The organism is Polynucleobacter antarcticus (genome assembly GCF_013307245.1).
Lineage (GTDB): Bacteria > Pseudomonadota > Gammaproteobacteria > Burkholderiales > Burkholderiaceae > Polynucleobacter > Polynucleobacter antarcticus.
On record NZ_CP028941.1, the window covers coordinates 998055 to 1016287 of the forward strand.

Sequence of the window (18233 nt, forward strand, 5' to 3'; positions counted from 1 at the left end):
CTTGAAAACAGCTCAACAGCCCCCCATTCTTTTTTCTAGCTTAGCGGCTTGGCTCAGCCACCTCGAGACTGCGCACCCAGTCGGTATTGATATGGGCATAGATCGTATCGATCGTGTTAAAGATGCCTTAGGTCTTAATTTCCATTGCCCAGTGATTACTGTTGCTGGCACTAATGGCAAGGGTTCTACTTGTGCTTTTTTGGAAAGCATTCTGCTTGCATCTGGATATAAGGTAGCTTGCCATACCTCTCCTCATCTTTTATCTTTTAATGAGCGTGCTCGTATTAATGGGCAGGATGTCAACGATATCCTTTTGCTGGAGCACTTTACTGCGGTAGAAAACGCTCGGGTGAGTCTGGATGATGCACCCACACTTACTTATTTTGAATTCACGACTTTAGCGATCATGCACCTTTTTGCTCAGGCGAAAATGGATGCAGTCATTCTAGAAGTCGGCATGGGTGGCCGCTTAGATGCTGTCAATATTGTGGATGCTGACTGCGCTATTGTGACGAGTATCGATATCGATCATGCAGACTTCTTGGGTGATACGCGAGAAGCAATTAGTCTTGAGAAGGCGGGTATATTCCGTCCAGGCCGAATCGCTATTTGCGGTGATCCGGTACCACCACAACCCCTGATTGATTATGCTGAAAAATTAGCTTGTGATCTGTGGCTGTCGGGTCGTGATTACAACTTTCAAGGTGATAAGCAGCAGTGGGGCTGGGCTGGACGTCAAAAGCGCTTTAGTGGTTTAGGGTATCCCGCTTTACGAGGCGCCAATCAGATTTTGAATGCTTCGGCTGTGATTGCGGCCCTCATGGCTTTGCACTCACGCTTGCCAGTAAGTGCCCAAGATATACGTAATGGCTTTGCCTTGGTAGAACTCCCAGGGCGCTTTCAGGTGTTGCCCGGCCAACCAACCGTAGTGTTGGATGTCGCACACAACCCCCATGCTGCTGCAACCCTTGGTCAGGGCTTGGATAAGATGGGTTTTCATCCCTATACCTATGCTGTATTTGGCGCTATGGCAGATAAAGACATTACCGGCGTCCTGAAGCCTCTTTTATCTAGCGTTGATTTCTGGTTCTGTACAGATTTACCAACCCCTAGGGCGGCAAACGCTCAATCTATTGCCCAAAAGCTTGAGAGCTTGGGCGTTGCCACTAAAAAGGGAAAAGAGGGTGGAATTGTGTGTTTCTCAGATCCAGCCACAGCTTATCAAAAAGCCCTGTCTCAGGCCGGTGAGGGTGATAGAATTGTTGTCTTCGGATCCTTTTATACCGTAGCCGGCGTATTGGCTTATCGAAACAAACAGGCGCATTGATCCATGATTCGTTTATCGAAGCTTTTTAAGCGAAACTCTGACACTGAAGACTTCAGTAGAGCCTCAGTGAGTGCTCGCCGCCCCCCAAAAATGAGTCCTCGTAGTTTTCAGCGCACCCAAGAAAGTGATGAGCTGGCATTTACAGAAGATCCTGAAAAGCAACGCGCTCGGCATCGTCTGATTGGTGCTGGTGTTATCGTGCTGATTGCGGTTGTTGGATTACCCAGAATTCTCGATAGTCAGCCCAAGTCGATCAATAATGATATTGCAATCAATATTGTTACCAGTCTGCCTGCGCCTAATGCTGGATTGCCGCCAGTACAAGAGGAAGTAAAGCTGAATCCCTCTCCTGATATCCCAGCAAAAGCAAAGGAGTCCGCATTAGCTGTCCCAGAACTGAAGTCGGAATTAAAGTCAGAGGCAAAGCAAGATCCAAAGCCAATGGCCCCGATTGCTAAAAATGGCGCATTAGGCTTAGCGGTAGGCGAAGAAATTGTGGCCGCAAATAATGCAAAAGTAACTAATGAAGAGATCCCTAAAAAAATGGGTTCTGGAAAATTTGTGATTCAAATTGGCGCATTCGCTTCAGAAGAGCGAGCCAAGGGTTGGATTACGAAAATGAAAGATCAAAAAATTCCAAACTACGTGATTAATAAAACAGGTAGTGATGGCACCAAGCTCTATGTTTTGAGGGCAGGTCCATTTACCGATAAAGACACTGCTGAGGCTGCTGAGAAGAAGGTGAAAGACATGGGTTTATCGCCACGCCTCGTTGAGGTCGGAGCGCCGTAATGGAATTCTTATCCACCCTGCATTTAACTACGGTGGATTATTTCACCCTAGTAGTGTTGTTAGTTTCCGCTTTGGTCGGCATTTCAAGAGGGTTGTTTAAAGAGGTGCTAGCACTGGCTTCATGGTTTGTAGCTGCTTGGGTTGCCTATCACTACACCGCCTATCTATCTACAGAGTGGCTATCGACTTTTAATTTGGATGAATTATTAAGTCTGGGCGTAAGCTTCCTCATTCTCTTTATCACAACCTTAATCATTTGCGGCTTTATTGGCAATGCTATTCAAAAAGTAATTACCTCTGCTGGATTAAGTATGGCCGATCGTTTTCTAGGTTTAGCTTTTGGTTTAGTGCGTGGTGTTTTAGTTGTGGTCGTGCTAGCAACACTAGCTGCTCTCACACCCATTCCGCAGAGTGTTGCTTGGCAAAAAGCAATTACTCGACCCGCTATCGAAATGGCAACTGGATTCATTAAAGGCTGGCTACCTGCCGACTGGGCAAAAAAATTAGGTGATGCAATGCCTAAGATTACCCCTACCATTACACCTTCATTAACCATAGGGACATAGGCTTATGTGCGGCGTCGTCGGAACAGTTTCCCACTCCCAAGTGAATCAATTGATATATGACGCTTTGTTGCTTTTACAGCATCGCGGTCAAGATGCTGCTGGCATGGCAACCATGAATGGCAATTCGTTCACTATGCATAAAGCCAACGGGCTTGTTCGAGATGTATTTAGAACCCGAAACATGCGTAGCCTCGTTGGTAGTGCAGGCATTGGTCAAGTGCGCTATCCCACAGCGGGTTCTGCAAGTAGTGAAGAAGAGGCTCAACCTTTTTATGTGAGTGCACCTTACGGCATTATTTTGGCTCATAACGGGAATCTCACTAATGCTGCGAGTTTACGTGTTGAAATGGCCTATCGTGATCGCCGTCATATCAACACGAGTTCAGATACGGAAGTATTGCTGAATGTCTTGGCGGATGAGCTACAAAAAGAAACTAATAGTGCTGCCTTAGATGAAGGCGCAATGTTCAATGCAGTGACTCAGCTAGCGAAGCGTGTTAAAGGCTCTTATGCTGTCGTCTCCTTGATTGCAGGATATGGTTTATTAGCTTTTCGTGATCCTTTTGGTATTCGTCCTTTATGTATAGGGCGCATGGATACCGCCAAAGGTCCAGAATGGATGGTAGCCTCTGAATCTGTAGCACTGGAAGGCTTGGGTTTTACATTTGTACGCGATGTAAATCCTGGTGAAGCTATTTATATTGATTTAGACGGAAATTTTTCTGCTCGTCAATGTGTTGCTGACGCTGTATTGACGCCCTGTATTTTTGAGTATGTCTATATGGCGCGTCCTGACTCTACGATTGACGGTGTGACTGTCTATAACGTGCGGATGCGCATGGGTGATTATCTTGCTGAGAAAATTCGTAAAGAAACCAATGCTGCAGAGATTGATGTCGTTATGCCGATTCCGGACTCTAGTCGACCTGCAGCTATGCAAGTTGCGAAGCGTTTAGGAGTAGATTATCGAGAAGGTTTCTTTAAGAATCGCTATATCGGTAGAACATTCATCATGCCGGGACAGGCTGTCCGGAGAAAATCCGTACGCCAGAAACTCAATGCCATGCGAATTGAGTTCAAAGATAAAACTGTGCTAATTGTGGACGACTCGATTGTGCGGGGTACTACTTCTTTTGAAATCGTGCAGATGGCCAGAGAATCTGGTGCTAAAAAAGTCATTTTTGCATCTGCTGCGCCTCCTGTGCGCTTTCCGAATGTCTATGGAATCGATATGCCTACGCGTAGCGAGTTGGTGGCTTATGGCCGTACAGATGAAGAAATCAATAAGATGATCGGCGCAGATCAACTGATTTATCAAAGTGTGGAGGATATGAAACAAGCAGTGAGAGATATCAATCCCAATATCCAGCATTTTGAAGCCTCATGCTTTGATGGCCATTACGTTACTGGCGATATTAATGAGTCCTATTTGGATGCCTTGGAGGCTGCTCGCAATACTACCGAAGCACAGGCAGATCGCCAGCGTGATTCCAGCGACTTTGCCCGTTCGCAGCTCCACCTGCATTTAGCTACGGAAGACTAAAAAGCAACGTTAGAATTACCCCTGATTTTCTGATTCGGGGTAATTCTTCATTTCGGTGTCAAAATAGCGGTATGAAGAGCAAACCGATACGCCAAAAACCTGATTTCTCAAAGCTGGCACTAGAGACCCTAGCGGTCCGTGCTGGGACTCGCCGTACTGCAGAATATCAGGAGCATTCGGAAGCGATGTTCCTAACATCGAGCTTTTGTTTTGACAGTGCTGAATCAGCCGCTGATGGATTTGCCCATGCAGATCAAGGCTTCATTTATTCACGCTTTACCAATCCGACAGTAAGTATGTTTCAGGATCGACTCGCTGCCTTGGAGGGTGGTGAAGCTTGTATTGCGACTTCTTCAGGCATGGCCGCCATTTTGGCTATGTCAATGTCTCATCTTCAGGCGGGTGATCATGTCGTCTGTTCACGCTCCGTATTTGGTGCAACGATCCAATTGTTTAGCAGTATTTTAGGTCGCTTTGATATTACAACGACCTATGTTGATTTGTGTGATGCCAAGGCATGGCAAGAGGCCGTTCAAGAAAACACCAAAATGTTTTATTTGGAGACGCCGTCAAATCCATTAACAGAAATCGCAGATATCAAAGCGATTGCTAAGATTGCAAAAAAAGCAAAAGCTTTGTTTGCTGTAGATAACTGTTTTTGTACGCCAGCCTTACAAAGACCGCTTGCATTAGGTGCAGATGTGATTATTCATTCGGCAACAAAGTATTTGGATGGGCAGGGCCGCGTAGTTGGTGGCGCTATAGTTGGTAGTAAAGATTTTATTATGGGTAAAGTATTCCCTTATGTGAGAACAGCAGGGCCAACACTTTCTGCCTTTAACGCCTGGGTATTTCTAAAAGGTTTAGAGACTCTTGAGTTGCGTATGAAGCAACAAAGTCAAAATGCTTTAGCAATTGCACAGTGGTTAGAAAAGCAAGCGGGAATTGAGCGTGTTTATTATCCTGGCCTTAAATCGCATCCTCAATATGCCTTAGCTCAGCGTCAACAAAAAGCAGGTGGTGCCATTCTGTCTTTCACTCTGAAAGGTGGCAAGAAGGCTGCATTTAAGTTAATCAATCAGACCAAGCTCTGCTCAATCACGGCTAATTTAGGCGATACGCGTACTACCATTACCCATCCTGCTACTACAACCCACTGTAGAGTCAGCCCAGAGGCTCGCAAAGCTGCTGGTATTACCGATGGCTTAGTACGTATTGCGGTAGGCTTAGAGAATATTGCTGACCTTAAGAATGATTTAATAGCTGGTTTCAAGAAATAAATCTTTTTGGTTTGCCAGATTAAGGCGATGGAACAAATGAGCTTTGCCGATGCTACCCAGTTCTGGAATCAACGCTTTGATAAACCCGAATTTATCTTTGGCACAGAGCCCAATGAGTATCTAGTAGAGCAAGCCTCTACTTATCTTCAAGCTGGCAATCAAGTCCTCTGTATTGCTGACGGCGAAGGTCGTAACGGAGTATGGCTTGCAAAGCAGGGCATGAAGGTGACAGGCTTTGATGTTTCAGATATTGCGCTGCTTAAAGCAAAACAGCTTGCACATGATCATCAGGTCACCATTCAATACAGCCTGTGTGATACCGATAGTTTCAAGTGGGTCCCAAATACCTATGATGCCGTGATTGGCATATTTATTCAGTTTGCTGACCCAGAGATGCGCACCAGAATTTTTAAACAAGTACATGAGACTCTAAAGCCGGGTGGAATATTTATCCTGCAGGGATACACCCCTAAGCAGTTAGACTACAAAACGGGAGGCCCTTCATTGATCGAGCATCTCTATACGGAAGACATGATTCAAGAGCTTGCAAAAAAATTTTCGGTCTTAGACTTGCGCTCATACGAAAAAGAATTATCTGAGGGTGCGAGGCATAGTGGGATGTCAGCCTTATTGGGACTAACGGCGAAAAAACTTTAAGTGATATCAAGATCAATTATGAAAATATCTAATGCTTTTTTACAAGCGGTCTTTATTCTAGTCGCGTTAATATTTAGCGTGCCTGTATCCGCTTTAGATTTTTCTGACATTGCTGCTGAAGGAGAGATCAAGTACCTCAAAGTGAGGCCAGATCCAGGCGCCTACTCATATGAGTCTCGGGTCAAGATCACGCCGGCAAGCCTAGAAAGTGGTAGCGTTGAAATCGCTACCTGTCATCGTCAGCTCGATCCCATACGTAAAGTAGTGATTGTTTTTAATCCAAGCCGAATACAAGCCATCGCGATTCAAAGTTTAGACAAAATGGCCTCTGCAGAAGTGAAGGGCAATGAAGTCGTTCTGACTGATGTTGAGCGGGGCGCTTCGATTTGCATTGATCTACGATCTAAGGCCTTAGATAAGGTGGCTGACGGCCAATTTAAGCTGAATGCCGGCCCTCTGATGCGACGGTATTTTGACGGCTATTTACCGATGGCTGCTAAATTGAGGGTTGATTGGCCTACTGACTTGTTAATACTAGATAAAACAGTGCCATCTGAAAAGGATGGAATCCAAGTAGTGCAGGGAAATGATGGAGTCCAGCTCGATATGATTTTTGCCGGAAAAATGACGGCGCAAATTTTCCTTAAGAAATCAAACTAACTACGGTATAGGTTCATCATTAATTCGTGTATTGCTTGATGAAAAAAACGCCCTCAAATGAGGACGTTTTAATGAGTCCAGAATCTTTTTTATTTGTTAGGCGCTTTGGCGTAACGTAAGTAAGGTAGTTTTACGTCAATTTCACCAAACCGTGCTTTAGCTGCTTCATCAGATAGGCTTAGGCCAACTATGACATCCTGACCAGGTTGCCAGTTTGCTGGCGTAGCAATAGGCACCCCATCCGTGATTTGTATTGCATCGAGCGCTCTTAATATTTCAGCAAAATTACGCCCAACTGACATAGGGTATGACATTGTTAAGCGAATCTTCTTATCTGGTCCAATGATAAATACAGTACGAACAGTAGCTGTGTCTGCAGGCGTTCTACCGTCTGCAAGATAGGCCTCTGCTGGCAGCATATTGAAGAGCTTAGCAACTTGAAGTGATCTGTCGTCAATGATTGGAAAATTAGCCGGTACACCAGCAGTAGCCTCAATATCACGTATCCACTTGTGGTGTTCTTCAACGCTATCTACCGATACACCCATTACTAAAGTGTTTCTCTTTACAAATTCTTTCGCTAACAATGCTACAGCGCTAAATTCTGTAGTACAGACTGGAGTGAAGTCTTTTGGGTGTGAAAACAAGATGGCGTAATGATCCCCCATCCAATTATGTAGGCTTATTTTTCCAGCAGTTGATTCGGTTGTGAAATCTGGAGCAACATCATTGATTCTGAGTGACATATTGAAGTCCCTTTTAATTTACCAGTTCATTCATTAGGCGTTAACAAAAGAATCTATGTTTTGATCTAGATCAAATGAATTTAATCTTTTTCTTGCAGAATTTGTTTTCCTTGGTGTAGTATACAGTATATAAATAAATATATTATTAATTTATGAAATGATTGTTTTTGATCAATTTAAGTTGTAAAGCTGAAGAGTAGGGTGCTGTCTGGCAATAAGAACGTACTGTTTTAGTAAAAAATCTGATGAGAGAGTCACTTTTGTGCAAGAGAATAAAAACACAATAAAACCAAGCGCGTACTGGAATCCCCTAGTAGCAGGACTTGCCTTAGGCCTTGTTCTCTTGCTCACTTTTGTATCTACAGGTCACGGACTTGGTGCTACAGGCTTCACCACACGACTAACAGCTTGGCTTGGAATGCAAGTTGTACCCGCTGCCACATTGGCAAATAATTATTTAGGCGGAATGGCTGAGGATGCTTATCCGCTAGATGCATGGATTAGTTGGCAAGTAATTGGCGTAGCTATTGGCGCATTGGTATCTGCATATCTAGCACACCGAATATATTTTCAATTGGATGGCAAGGTATTTCTTGGTGGTACAAAGCGTCCAATCACCGCTTTAGTGGGCGGATTGTTGGCTGGTTTCGGGGCACGTATTGCAGCCGGCTGTACAAGTGGCCTAGGTTTATCAGGTGCTGCTACTTTAAGTATTGCCGCTTTTGTCTTTCTAGGCACTTTTTTTGCCGCTGGAATACTGGCTACAAAGTTAATGAAAGTAGGTCAATAAAATGAATGAAATCATATCTGGATTAATGCTTGGTTTTGGTTTCGGTTTTGTATTGGAGCGGGCAGGATTTGGCAACCCAAATAAGTTGACTGGTCAATTTCGGTTTACTGATTGGTCTGTTTTCAAGGTGATGTTTACTGCTATTGTATTTACCGCTATCGGATTGATGGCTCTGAAATACTTAGGTTACATACAGATAGATCAGCTTTTCGTACCCCCAGCATTTTTGGGTGCTGCTGCTTTGGGCGGTGCACTGGTAGGGGTAGGCTTCTCAATTGGTGGCTATTGTCCTGGGACTTCAATAGTGGGTCTAATGTCCGGTCGTATAGATGCCGGTATCTTCCTGATTGGTCTGCTGTTAGGAACTGTAATATTTTCTCTTGCTTATCCTGTAATTGAAAGTGTGACGTCCTTGGGGGAATATACCCAAGGAGATACCCTCATGGTATTGCTCAATACAAGCGATATTTATATCAATATTGCCATGGTGATAGCTGCCATAGCTATTTTTATATTTGGTGGCTGGATTGAAAAGCGCTCTAGTGGCACCGTTTGCTCGAAATAAATTTAATCATATTCAAAAAGGAAATTAAATGTCTTCGAAATTAAAGATTGCGGCACTCTCAGTAGCATTGGCTGGTCTTACAGCAGCTCCGCTAGCACATTCAGCCGACACACCAGTAAAGGCACCTACAAGTTCGGAACCAAGCAATCCATGCGCCCCTAAAAAGAAAAAAGTAACCAATCCCTGTGGCCCGGCTAATCCATGCGCCCCTAAAAAGCGCAAAGCTGCTGAGTAAATATAAGCAAAATGACCATCCTATTATTTTAAATTTGTCATGTTGATGAAATCTACTCTTTGCCTTTCTGCTCAAGAGATATTAAATATCTACGAACGCTATGCTAAAAAAGGGGTGACGCTTTCTGAAGTGGCACTTTGTGGAGCAAAAGAATTTATTGAGTTAACCCATTACCCAAAGAATGATGTTGTTGACCTTGTGAGTGGTTATGAGTTTTATTATCATGCCCACCCGACATCAAGCACGGCTAGTAGGGAGCATGGTCATTTTCATTTATTTCAAAGGCAAAAGAACCAGACATTTATCCATTTAATCGCCATTTCTTTAAATCCGCAAGGATTGCCAGTGAGGCTATTTACATGCAATCAGTGGGTGACAGGCGAAACTATGGTGGAGTCAAGCAAGGTCATTGAGAGCTTAAAAGATTTTGATCTTGAGGTGAAAGGGCGCTTCGGACCCATTGCTAGATGGGTGAGTGCTATGACTACATTATATTTTTATGAAATGAGCACCTTAATCCATGCTCGTGATCAAAAATTAATTGACTTAGAACCAGCCTTTGATAGTCGCAGTCAGTTACTAGAGTCTAAGCAGAATCATGAACTGACGCAATGTGATATTGAATTAATGACTAATTTATCTCAGCATTTAACCATTACCAATTACTAAGGAGTAGGGATGAAGAAGATACCGTTTTTATTAATCGCTTGCATAACGTTATTTTTCAGTATGGCACATGCTGTGAGTCTAACTGGGCCAGTGGTTAGTGCTGAATGGCTAGCAGCCAATATGACGAATGTACAAATTTTAGAGGTTAGGGGAGATGTTGCAAGCTATACCCGTTTGCCTGAATTTGAGGTGGATAAAAAGACGGGTAAGAAACTATTAGTGGAAGTAGGTGGCCATATCACTGGTTCTAACTTCCTTGATTTTAAAAAGGTCAGAGTAGATAGGTTAATAGATGGTAAAAAAATTAAATATCTCATACCTGAAAAATTAGACTTTGAAAAAATAATTCAAGCTGTTGGTATTAATTCAGATAAGCCCATTATTTTGGTTCCAGTTGCTCTAGATATATCTGATATTGACGAGGCACTTCGTACCTATTGGCAATTTAAGGTGTATGGCGAAGATAATATTGCAGTGTTAGATGGTGGCATGGCTGGCTGGTTATCTGAAGGTCGTGATTTTTCCACTGCTACTGCTTCTAAGTCGATCGGTAATTGGACGGCAAAGGCGGAGCGTAAAGAATTGATTGCAAATTCAGAGCAAGTAGCTGCCGCATCAAAAAATGGTCAATCTACGTTAATTGACGCACGGCAACCAGCACAGTTTCTAGGTTTGAGCAAGCGGGACTATGTTCTGACTTATGGCCATATTGCCGGCGGCAAGCAATTTGCTCCCGAGTTACTTGCAAAGTCGAAAAAAGGCGCGCTCTATTTTTGGGATAAGAATACCTATCAAGCTTTATTTTTAGCAAATGATATTAGCACCAATATGCCTGCAATTAGTTACTGCAATAGTGGTCATCTGGCTGCTGGTGGATGGTTCGTTATGTCTGAGCTTGTTGGCAATCCATCAACTAAGCTTTATGACGGCTCTTTGTATTTATGGACGCTTGAAGGGCGTCCGACTGTAGGTGTTCCACTTAATTAAGTATTTTAAATTTATCAACTTGGAGAAATCATATGAAATGCAATATTGGAACTATGGATCGCATCATGCGCATCACCGCTGGCTTGATATTAATTGGGCTAGCTTTAGGAAATGTAATCGGTAGTTGGGGCTGGATCGGAATCGTGCCTCTAGCTACTGGCTTCATTAAATTTTGTCCTTTATATCCAATCTTGGGCTTTAATTCTTGCGGGCAAAAAGGTAGTAAAAATAGTTCCATTAAATAATTACCGCTTATGCCCTCCTGGGGAATATGGTGGTTGAATACTAATAAAGTAAAGATAAAATGATTGATACCCTAATGTTGAGCCGTATCCAATTTGCGAGCAACATCACATTTCATATTCTCTTTCCAACAATTACGATTGCGCTTGGATGGTTTTTATTCTTTTTTAAGCTTAAATTTGTTCGAACGCAAAATGAGATTTGGAATGAGGCTTATAAATTTTGGGTAAAAATCTTTGCACTAACTTTTGCCTTAGGAGTAGTAAGTGGGCTGACTATGAGCTTTCAATTCGGTACGAATTGGCCTGGCTATATGGAAAAGGTTGGCAATATTGCTGGGCCCTTGCTGGCTTATGAAGTATTAACAGCTTTCTTTTTAGAAGCTACCTTTTTAGGGGTGATGTTATTCGGTACCAATCGAGTGAGTCAGAAGACCCATTTAGTCGCTACCTTTTTAGTTGCTTTTGGAACCACCTTATCTGCCTTTTGGATCATTGCTCTGAATTCTTGGATGCAAACTCCGCAGGGTCACAAAATTATTGATGGGATTGTTTTTGCTGATAGTTGGTTGGCTATTATTTTTAACCCATCTATGCCATATCGTTTGATGCACATGATGATGGCCTCATTTTTAACAGCGGCGTTTTTTGTGGCTGGTGTATCGGCCTATCGAAGCTTAAAGGGCTCTACTTCAGTATCCAATAACTTAACGCTCAAGCTGGCTGTAACGATTGCCGCTATTTTGATCCCGTTTCAAATTCTATTAGGTGATTTACATGGGACGAATACCCTTGAGCACCAGCCTGCTAAGCTCGCAGCGATGGAGGGTATTTGGAAGACAGGGGGTAATGTACCTGCAGTGATCTTCGCCATTCCTGATCAGACTTCTAAATCTAATTTATATGAAATCGCAATACCCAATCTGGCATCTCTTTATCTAACCCATACGTGGGACGGAGAGGTGAAGGGTTTAGATGCGTTTGGCACTGATATTCCACCGGTGCTCCCTGTATTTTTTGCCTTCCGAATCATGGTTGGTGTTGGTATTCTTATGTTGTGTATTTCTTGGTTTGGTTTCTGGCGCTTAAGGCGTGAGCAAGTTTTACCAAGGTGGTTTAAGGCCTCACTTGTGGGAATGACATTTTCTGGTTGGATTGCAGTAGTTTCTGGTTGGTACGTCACTGAAATAGGAAGGCAGCCATTTTTAGTGAGCGGCATCTTAAGAACTGCAGATGCTGTTACCACTGTGCCATCGTCTATGGTGCTGAGCACTCTTCTTCTATACCTCATTCTTTATATTGGCCTATTAGCCACCTACATTTGGATTGTTTTTTATATGGCAAGAAAAGCCGATCAGCTTCCAGCCGATCTTCAGGACATAGACAATAAATCTATTAGCTCCACCAATCTTTCTGGCCTTGCAAAATCATGAATATGGACTATGGACTCGCTAGTAACTGGTTGCCCTTATTTTTTTCGGCGCTATGGGGCTTTCCTTTTTATTGTATGTAGTGCTGGATGGCTATGATCTCGGGGTTGGAATTTTGCTCCGCAGAACCCATGATGCCCATCAAGATGTCATGGTGGCATCTATAGGGCCATTTTGGGATGCCAATGAAACTTGGCTCGTTTTGGCTGTCGGCTTACTTTTGGTTGCCTTTCCTTATGCTCATGGAGTGGTATTAACCGAGCTGTATTTGCCTGCGACTTTGATGCTGATGTTTCTTATATTGCGGGGCGTATCTTTTGACTTCAGAGCTAAGGCCAATATTACGCAAAAACCGCTTTGGAATTTGATGTTCTTTTCAGGCAGTCTAGGTGCGTCTTTGATGCAGGGCTTGATGATAGGCAGGGTAGTGGTGGGGTTTGATTCTGGCTGGCAAGGTTGGTTATTCTCATCCATCGTGGCCTTATTTTTGCCTGTGGGGTACTCTTTATTGGGTGCTTGTTGGCTGATTATGAAAACAGAAGGGGATTTACAAAAACAGGCGGTACATTGGGCTCAGAAATCTTTATGGCTTAGTGCCTGTGGTATTGCAGTAGTGTCTATTGCAACACCCTGGTTTAGTCAGGACATTTTTCACAAATGGTTTTCTCTTCCGAATTTCTTTTGGTTATCACCTATTCCGCTGGTCACTTTGTTGCTATTTATTCTGATTCATAAAGTGTTATCTGATTTTGATCATGCTCACTATCATGCTCAGTGGATTCCTTTTGCATCTACAGTGGGTATTTTCTGGCTTGCCCTAATCGGTATTGCATATAGTCTTTTTCCTTACTTAGTGGTCGGACAGATTAATATTTGGCAGGCTGCTGCTTCAACAGATTCCTTATGGATGATTTTCTGGGGTGCAATTGTTGTATTGCCTCTGATATTGGCTTACACAGCATATTCTTATAAGGTTTTCTGGGGTAAGGCAGAGGACCTCAAGTATTACTGAGTTTGCCCAATAAATCGACGGGGATCATTGATTGGGCGAAGCGGCATGATATGAATCTGCGCACTATCTAATTCGATATGCATCAGGCTGCCGACTTCCATTCTCAGTCTTTTGACTTCAGCTGCAGAGGCTTCCCACTCAATGACATTTTCACTATTTTGAATTTGCAATTGAATGACAGCGATTTGACCAAGACTACTAATTCTAGTCACTATCGCTTGAACACTGGCTGCTGTTGCTGTGTCATGAACACTTAAGCCTTTTTGTGGAATGACCCAGGCCACTTTTGAATCTGGTGGTATTTTGCCCTTGTCAGCTACGGAAAAGGTTTGCTCACAGCCATGCCAACTCAAATTACCCGCATTAAACACTCCTTGATAGATATTGCTGATACCAACTAATGCCGCGACACGAGAGTTTCGTGGTCGTTGAAAAAGGACTTGAGGTGGGGCGGTCTGTAAGCTGATGCCTTGATCAATTACTGTGATTCGGTCTGCTAATAAGTCGGCTTCACGTAAGTCATGGGTGACCAAGATAATAGGAATATTTAAATCTTTACGAAGGTCTGCCAAGGTTCTATAAAGGCCTTGGCGTGTTGGAGCATCAATAGCGGAGAAGGGTTCATCTAATAGCAATATCTTGGGCTCTCTTGCTAGTGCTCTGGCAAGAGCAACGCGTTGCTGCTGTCCACCGGAGAGTTGGTGTGGCATTCGGTCTACTAAGTCCCCAATACCCATTCGATCCAACCAATTTACAGCTATTTTTTTGCGGGCTTCTGAACTGAGCCCCGAGTTTTGCAATGGAATAGCTACGTTATCGATAGCCTTGAGGTGGGGGAATAGAGCATATTGCTGAAAGAGAAAGCCACAGCAACGTTCAGCTGCAGGCAGATTCCTGAGTACACCCTGTGTTTCATCAGCCTCAAACCAGGTTTCATCATTGCATACGACGCTACCAAACTGTGCCGTATTGAGACCCGCTATGGTTCTTAATACTGAAGTCTTCCCGCTACCTGATGGCCCTACAAGGGCATGGAGCTCCCCTGAATTGCACTCTAGATTAATCTGAAGTGGATTTGGGGTGCTTTGATGTAGCTTAATCTTTAACATCAATGACGCCCTCTATTTTCATAGTGGGGCTTCTTACCGAGGACGCCATAAGACAGCGCAATAGCGATCAATGAGATGCCTAGCAAGATGAGGGCAAGCATTCCCGCGCCAGAGGTATCAAAGCTCTGCACTTTGTCATAAATAGCAATTGAAGCGGTTTTGGTTTCACCTGGAATCGCACCACCAACCATTAAGACCACACCAAACTCCCCTAGGGTATGGGCAAAGGTTAGTGATGCAGCACCGGTAATGCCCCGCCAGGCTAAGGGTAGCTCAATTAAGCGAAAGATCTGCCAGTTACTTAAGCCGCTCACTTGGGCTGCTTCACGAATTTCTGGGTTAATAGATTCAAAAGCCCTTTGAATTGGTTGAATAGCAAAAGGAATATTGACTATCAGCGAAGCGAGGAGGATGCCCCAAAAGGAAAATACCAACGGAATACCAAAAAAACTTTGATTGCTAAAGGCAACCAAAAAGTAGTAGCCCAGTACGGTGGGGGGCAATACAAGAGGTAATGCCAGAGCTGCCTCAATCCAAGGTCTACTTCGCTTAAGCTTCATAAGCCGATGGGCAGTCCAAATCCCAACTGGTAGCATGATGGCTACAGTAAAGCAGGCTAGCTTGAGGGAGAGAAAAATGGCTTCAAAATCCATGTCTTTGATTGTATTGGCTTTAAGTCTTAGGGTTAGCCACTATATGAATTCAACTAAACCAAGAGTTAAATACTAATATATACGCATATAAACATATATATATTGATGAGTAATAAAGCCAAAGTTCAAAAAGCCACTAAAAATTTATCTCCTAAAGATATGGAGATAATTTTTAAGCGTGTCGCCGACTATTTTACGGTGTTATCAGAGCCATCCCGCTTGCGGATCATGTATGCCGTTTGTAGTGGCGAAAAGTCTGTTTCAGAAGTCGTTGCCCTATGTGGATCAAGTCAGGCTAATGTATCGCGTCACCTTTCTGCCTTGCATAAAGCCGCCATATTATCTCGACGTCAAGAGGGTACAGTGGTGTATTACGCTGTTGCAGATAATGCAACGGTGGATATGTGCCAGGCAGTGTGCGCCAAGATTGCCGAAAGTATTCATTAAGAAATCACATGACAAAAAAACAACTAGAAATTAGCGCTCAGGATATTAATCATTTTGAAAAGCCGGCTCATGGCACGCGCTTAGTAAAAGCGCCAGAGCATTTTTTATCTCAGGATCTTGTTAGTGACATTAACACTCATGGTCTAGACGAGAGTCGTCGTGGGTTTATGCGTAAAGGTTTCATGACAGCGCTGGGTGGCGCCACTGCGGGACTGGCTGCACCATTTGCCATGGCTTCAACTGAGGGTGACCCGGCAATTTTAGAAAAACAAGAATGGCAAACTACACTGGGAAAAAATGTAGCGACCATGCCTTATGGTCTCCCATCTGTTTACGAGGCTAATTTAATTCGCCGTGAATCTCCGGGCTTAACAAGGGTATCAGCAGCTTCGGTCGCGTTTACACCTTTACAAGGATTATTTGGCACTATTACGCCAAACGGTTTACATTTTGAACGCCATCATCAAGGTTGGTACAACTTAAATCCCGAAACACATCGATTGATGGTCAACGGCTTAGTTAAAAATCCTCGTGTATTTACGATGAGCGATTTAATGCGCTTGCCTTCAGTTTCTCGAACACACTTCATTGAGTGCGGCGCCAATACGGGATTAGAGTGGGGCAATGTTGCAGTTCCTACTGTGCAATATACCCATGGCATGCTGTCATGTTGTGAATTTACTGGTGTTCCTTTATCAGCTCTGTTGGAGGAGTGCGGCGCTGATCTCAAAAAGGGTAAGTACATGCTGGCTGAGGGAGGTGATGGCTCAGGCATGACGCGCACCATTAACCTTGAGAGTGCACTTAAGGACACCATCGTTGCTTGGGGTATGAATGGGGAAATGTTGCGCCCCGAAAACGGTTTCCCTTTACGCCTGGTTGTGCCTGGAGTTCAGGGAGTCAGCTGGGTTAAGTGGCTACGTCGCCTAGAAGTAGGTGATATGCCATGGAATAGTAAGGATGAGGCGATTCACTATATTGATCTGATGCCCAGCGGTTTACATCGTCAATTTACTTCCATTCAGGAATGTAAATCAGTGATTACAACCCCCTCAGGTGGACAGCAGTTACTAGACAAAGGTTTTTACAACGTCACTGGCATGGCGTGGTCTGGTCGAGGAAAGATTAAACGGGTAGATGTTTCTTTTGATGGTGGAAATAATTGGCGTACTGCACGTTTGGAAACTCCTATTCTGATGAAGTCTGTGACGCGATTTAATATTGATTGGGTGTGGGATGGTTCACCTGCTATTTTGCAATCTAGAGCAATCGATGACACGGGTTATGTACAGCCTCCAATTAAGATGTTGCGAGATGTCCGTGGCACTCGATCTATTTATCACAACAATGCTATTCAATCTTGGAAATTGGATTCAAACGGCGAGGTGAGCAATGTTCAAGTTGGATAAATTAGTAGGTCGCTTAGTATTTGGAATAGCTTTGGCAGGTATTGCACAACTCAGTGTTGCGCAATCGAGTCCAACTAAATTTCCGAATATTGGAAGAGTTGCTACCCCAGCAGAAGTGGCAGCTTGGGACATCGACGTTCGTCCAGACTTTAAAGGTTTACCAAAAGGGTCTGGCTCTGTGGAAAAAGGCCAGGTCATATGGGAGGCGAAATGTGCAAGTTGTCATGGTACGTTCGGCGAGTCTAACGAAATCTTCACACCCATTGCAGGTGGTACCACCAAGGATGACATTAAGACAGGTCGAGTGGCGTCTCTCAACGATACCAAGCAGCCACAGCGTACAACTTTAATGAAGACATCTACGGTGTCTACACTCTGGGACTATGTATATCGAGCCATGCCGTGGAATGCGCCACGCTCTTTAACGCCGGACGACACCTATGCATTAGTTGCTTTCATGCTGAGCTTAGGGGATATTGTTCCCGATAACTTTGTTCTCAGTAATACTAATATTGCCGAAGTAAAAATGCCGAACCGCAATGGCATCACTACGAAACACGGCATGTGGAGTGTTGCGGGTAAGCCAGATGTAAATGCCAAAGCTTGTATGAATAATTGCGTGCCTTTTGTCCAGATTGGCTCAACTCTGCCTGATTTTGCTCGAAATGCGCATGAAAATATCGCAGAGCAAAATCGTATGTATGGCCCTTATCGTGGAGCTGACACCACCAAACCTCCCATGAAGAGCCTGCCTGGACCTAGCGGAGTAGGCTTGGCGCATGCTGCTGATACGCATTCTTCGGTACCAAAAGGCCCCTCTGCTTTGTTCAAGAATGAGAATTGCTCTGCCTGCCATGCGCCTAATGCCAAGCTAGTGGGTCCATCCATAACCGATATTGCTAAAAAATATAATGGCCAAAGTGGCGCAACAGACCAGTTAATGGTTAAGGTCAAAGTTGGTGGTGCTGGCGTATGGGGCGCTATTCCTATGCCTGCCCAAGCCCAGCTATCTGCCGAAGACAACAAAGCATTGGTAGTTTGGATGCTTTCTGGGGGTAAGTAGGGATCGAATTTATGATGTTTACGGTCTTTTTTGGTGCAAAATAAGGTGTAC

Annotated in this window: 21 protein-coding genes; 18 read left to right on the forward strand and 3 right to left on the reverse strand. The window is 43.9% G+C overall.

The window, feature by feature from the left end:
• Position 1 precedes the first annotated feature (1 nt).
• The 7 genes from folC to DCO16_RS05235 all read left to right on the forward strand — a co-directional run bounded on the left by folC (position 2) and on the right by DCO16_RS05235 (position 6825).
• Positions 2-1327: a bifunctional tetrahydrofolate synthase/dihydrofolate synthase gene (gene folC, locus DCO16_RS05205; RefSeq protein ID WP_173942673.1), complete on the forward strand. Its 1326-nt coding sequence runs from the start codon at positions 2-4 to the stop codon at positions 1325-1327.
• Positions 1328-1330: 3 nt separating this feature from the next.
• Complete coding sequence (locus DCO16_RS05210) at positions 1331-2119, forward strand: SPOR domain-containing protein (protein ID WP_173942674.1); 789 nt, start codon at positions 1331-1333, stop codon at positions 2117-2119.
• Positions 2119-2685, forward strand: coding sequence for a CvpA family protein (locus DCO16_RS05215; protein ID WP_173942675.1), 567 nt, complete (start codon positions 2119-2121; stop codon positions 2683-2685). Before DCO16_RS05210 ends, DCO16_RS05215 begins: the two co-directional genes overlap by 1 nt.
• A gap of 4 nt (positions 2686-2689) precedes the next feature.
• Positions 2690-4228 (forward strand): amidophosphoribosyltransferase, encoded by a 1539-nt coding sequence (purF, locus tag DCO16_RS05220; RefSeq protein ID WP_173942676.1) that lies wholly within the window; start codon positions 2690-2692, stop codon positions 4226-4228.
• Between the two features lie 71 nt (positions 4229-4299).
• Entirely contained in the window at positions 4300-5508 is a 1209-nt protein-coding gene (locus tag DCO16_RS05225) for an O-succinylhomoserine sulfhydrylase (protein ID WP_173942677.1), read from the forward strand.
• 36 nt (positions 5509-5544) lie between these two features.
• On the forward strand, positions 5545-6165 hold the full coding sequence (locus DCO16_RS05230; protein WP_173942678.1) for a class I SAM-dependent methyltransferase: 621 nt from the start codon (positions 5545-5547) through the stop codon (positions 6163-6165).
• A gap of 18 nt (positions 6166-6183) precedes the next feature.
• Complete coding sequence (locus DCO16_RS05235; protein WP_173942679.1) at positions 6184-6825, forward strand: hypothetical protein; 642 nt, start codon at positions 6184-6186, stop codon at positions 6823-6825.
• Positions 6826-6914: 89 nt separating this feature from the next.
• Here DCO16_RS05235 and DCO16_RS05240 read toward each other — a convergent pair whose 3' ends face one another.
• Positions 6915-7571: a peroxiredoxin gene (locus DCO16_RS05240; RefSeq protein WP_173942680.1), complete on the reverse strand. Its 657-nt coding sequence runs from the start codon at positions 7569-7571 to the stop codon at positions 6915-6917.
• Between the two features lie 262 nt (positions 7572-7833).
• Between DCO16_RS05240 and DCO16_RS05245 the strand changes: the two genes are divergently transcribed.
• From DCO16_RS05245 to DCO16_RS05280, 8 genes are read left to right on the forward strand one after another with little or no spacing between them, the layout of a single operon-like run.
• A complete protein-coding gene (locus DCO16_RS05245) occupies positions 7834-8361 on the forward strand; it encodes a YeeE/YedE thiosulfate transporter family protein (protein WP_173942681.1) in 528 nt (175 codons plus the stop codon).
• 1 nt (position 8362) lies between these two features.
• Positions 8363-8926, forward strand: coding sequence for a YeeE/YedE thiosulfate transporter family protein (locus DCO16_RS05250; RefSeq protein WP_173942682.1), 564 nt, complete (start codon positions 8363-8365; stop codon positions 8924-8926).
• A gap of 28 nt (positions 8927-8954) precedes the next feature.
• Positions 8955-9161 carry a hypothetical protein gene (locus DCO16_RS05255; protein ID WP_173942683.1) on the forward strand — a complete coding sequence of 69 codons (207 nt, stop codon included), beginning with the start codon at positions 8955-8957 and terminating at the stop codon, positions 9159-9161.
• Positions 9162-9206: 45 nt separating this feature from the next.
• On the forward strand, positions 9207-9830 hold the full coding sequence (locus DCO16_RS05260; protein ID WP_173942684.1) for a DUF6969 family protein: 624 nt from the start codon (positions 9207-9209) through the stop codon (positions 9828-9830).
• Positions 9831-9839: 9 nt separating this feature from the next.
• Complete coding sequence (locus tag DCO16_RS05265; RefSeq protein WP_173942685.1) at positions 9840-10817, forward strand: sulfurtransferase; 978 nt, start codon at positions 9840-9842, stop codon at positions 10815-10817.
• Between the two features lie 32 nt (positions 10818-10849).
• The gene (locus DCO16_RS05270; protein WP_173942686.1) at positions 10850-11062 is read left to right on the forward strand and encodes a YgaP family membrane protein; all 213 of its coding nucleotides are present in this window, start codon (positions 10850-10852) and stop codon (positions 11060-11062) included.
• A 59-nt stretch (positions 11063-11121) separates the two neighbouring features.
• Positions 11122-12492 (forward strand): cytochrome ubiquinol oxidase subunit I, encoded by a 1371-nt coding sequence (locus DCO16_RS05275; RefSeq protein WP_173942687.1) that lies wholly within the window; start codon positions 11122-11124, stop codon positions 12490-12492.
• A gap of 52 nt (positions 12493-12544) precedes the next feature.
• Positions 12545-13501: a cytochrome d ubiquinol oxidase subunit II gene (locus DCO16_RS05280; protein WP_173942688.1), complete on the forward strand. Its 957-nt coding sequence runs from the start codon at positions 12545-12547 to the stop codon at positions 13499-13501.
• On the opposite strand, the gene DCO16_RS05285 is transcribed toward DCO16_RS05280, so the two are convergent.
• On the reverse strand, positions 13495-14610 hold the full coding sequence (locus tag DCO16_RS05285; RefSeq protein WP_173942689.1) for an ABC transporter ATP-binding protein: 1116 nt from the start codon (positions 14608-14610) through the stop codon (positions 13495-13497). The genes DCO16_RS05280 and DCO16_RS05285 overlap by 7 nt on opposite strands.
• Positions 14610-15263, reverse strand: coding sequence for a molybdate ABC transporter permease subunit (gene modB / locus DCO16_RS05290; RefSeq protein WP_173942690.1), 654 nt, complete (start codon positions 15261-15263; stop codon positions 14610-14612). The genes DCO16_RS05285 and modB overlap by 1 nt, the downstream gene beginning before the upstream one ends.
• Before the next feature lie 105 nt (positions 15264-15368).
• Here modB and DCO16_RS05295 point away from each other — a divergent pair, with 105 nt between their 5' ends.
• From DCO16_RS05295 to DCO16_RS05305, 3 genes are read left to right on the forward strand one after another with little or no spacing between them, the layout of a single operon-like run.
• Positions 15369-15710: an ArsR/SmtB family transcription factor gene (locus DCO16_RS05295; protein WP_173942691.1), complete on the forward strand. Its 342-nt coding sequence runs from the start codon at positions 15369-15371 to the stop codon at positions 15708-15710.
• An 8-nt stretch (positions 15711-15718) separates the two neighbouring features.
• A complete protein-coding gene (gene soxC, locus DCO16_RS05300; protein ID WP_173942692.1) occupies positions 15719-17119 on the forward strand; it encodes a sulfite dehydrogenase in 1401 nt (466 codons plus the stop codon).
• Entirely contained in the window at positions 17103-18182 is a 1080-nt protein-coding gene (locus tag DCO16_RS05305) for a c-type cytochrome (RefSeq protein WP_173942693.1), read from the forward strand. The genes soxC and DCO16_RS05305 overlap by 17 nt, the downstream gene beginning before the upstream one ends.
• The last annotated feature ends 51 nt before the right edge of the window (positions 18183-18233 follow it).

What these genes read in the sequence shown, in the direction of transcription:
- DCO16_RS05230 (WP_173942678.1), top strand. Translation starts at nt 5,545, where the DNA reads ATGAGCTTTGCCGATGCTACCCAGTTCTGGAATCAACGCTTTGATAAA.
- DCO16_RS05285 (WP_173942689.1), bottom strand. Translation starts at nt 14,610, where the DNA reads ATGTTAAAGATTAAGCTACATCAAAGCACCCCAAATCCACTTCAGATT.
- DCO16_RS05235 (WP_173942679.1), top strand. Translation starts at nt 6,184, where the DNA reads ATGAAAATATCTAATGCTTTTTTACAAGCGGTCTTTATTCTAGTCGCG.
- DCO16_RS05265 (WP_173942685.1), top strand. Translation starts at nt 9,840, where the DNA reads ATGAAGAAGATACCGTTTTTATTAATCGCTTGCATAACGTTATTTTTC.
- DCO16_RS05260 (WP_173942684.1), top strand. Translation starts at nt 9,207, where the DNA reads ATGAAATCTACTCTTTGCCTTTCTGCTCAAGAGATATTAAATATCTAC.
- DCO16_RS05215 (WP_173942675.1), top strand. Translation starts at nt 2,119, where the DNA reads ATGGAATTCTTATCCACCCTGCATTTAACTACGGTGGATTATTTCACC.
- DCO16_RS05225 (WP_173942677.1), top strand. Translation starts at nt 4,300, where the DNA reads ATGAAGAGCAAACCGATACGCCAAAAACCTGATTTCTCAAAGCTGGCA.
- DCO16_RS05280 (WP_173942688.1), top strand. Translation starts at nt 12,545, where the DNA reads ATGGGGCTTTCCTTTTTATTGTATGTAGTGCTGGATGGCTATGATCTC.
- DCO16_RS05255 (WP_173942683.1), top strand. Translation starts at nt 8,955, where the DNA reads ATGTCTTCGAAATTAAAGATTGCGGCACTCTCAGTAGCATTGGCTGGT.
- DCO16_RS05210 (WP_173942674.1), top strand. Translation starts at nt 1,331, where the DNA reads ATGATTCGTTTATCGAAGCTTTTTAAGCGAAACTCTGACACTGAAGAC.
- soxC (WP_173942692.1), top strand. Translation starts at nt 15,719, where the DNA reads ATGACAAAAAAACAACTAGAAATTAGCGCTCAGGATATTAATCATTTT.
- modB (WP_173942690.1), bottom strand. Translation starts at nt 15,263, where the DNA reads ATGGATTTTGAAGCCATTTTTCTCTCCCTCAAGCTAGCCTGCTTTACT.
- DCO16_RS05295 (WP_173942691.1), top strand. Translation starts at nt 15,369, where the DNA reads ATGAGTAATAAAGCCAAAGTTCAAAAAGCCACTAAAAATTTATCTCCT.
- DCO16_RS05250 (WP_173942682.1), top strand. Translation starts at nt 8,363, where the DNA reads ATGAATGAAATCATATCTGGATTAATGCTTGGTTTTGGTTTCGGTTTT.
- DCO16_RS05275 (WP_173942687.1), top strand. Translation starts at nt 11,122, where the DNA reads ATGATTGATACCCTAATGTTGAGCCGTATCCAATTTGCGAGCAACATC.
- DCO16_RS05270 (WP_173942686.1), top strand. Translation starts at nt 10,850, where the DNA reads ATGAAATGCAATATTGGAACTATGGATCGCATCATGCGCATCACCGCT.
- DCO16_RS05240 (WP_173942680.1), bottom strand. Translation starts at nt 7,571, where the DNA reads ATGTCACTCAGAATCAATGATGTTGCTCCAGATTTCACAACCGAATCA.
- DCO16_RS05305 (WP_173942693.1), top strand. Translation starts at nt 17,103, where the DNA reads ATGTTCAAGTTGGATAAATTAGTAGGTCGCTTAGTATTTGGAATAGCT.
- purF (WP_173942676.1), top strand. Translation starts at nt 2,690, where the DNA reads ATGTGCGGCGTCGTCGGAACAGTTTCCCACTCCCAAGTGAATCAATTG.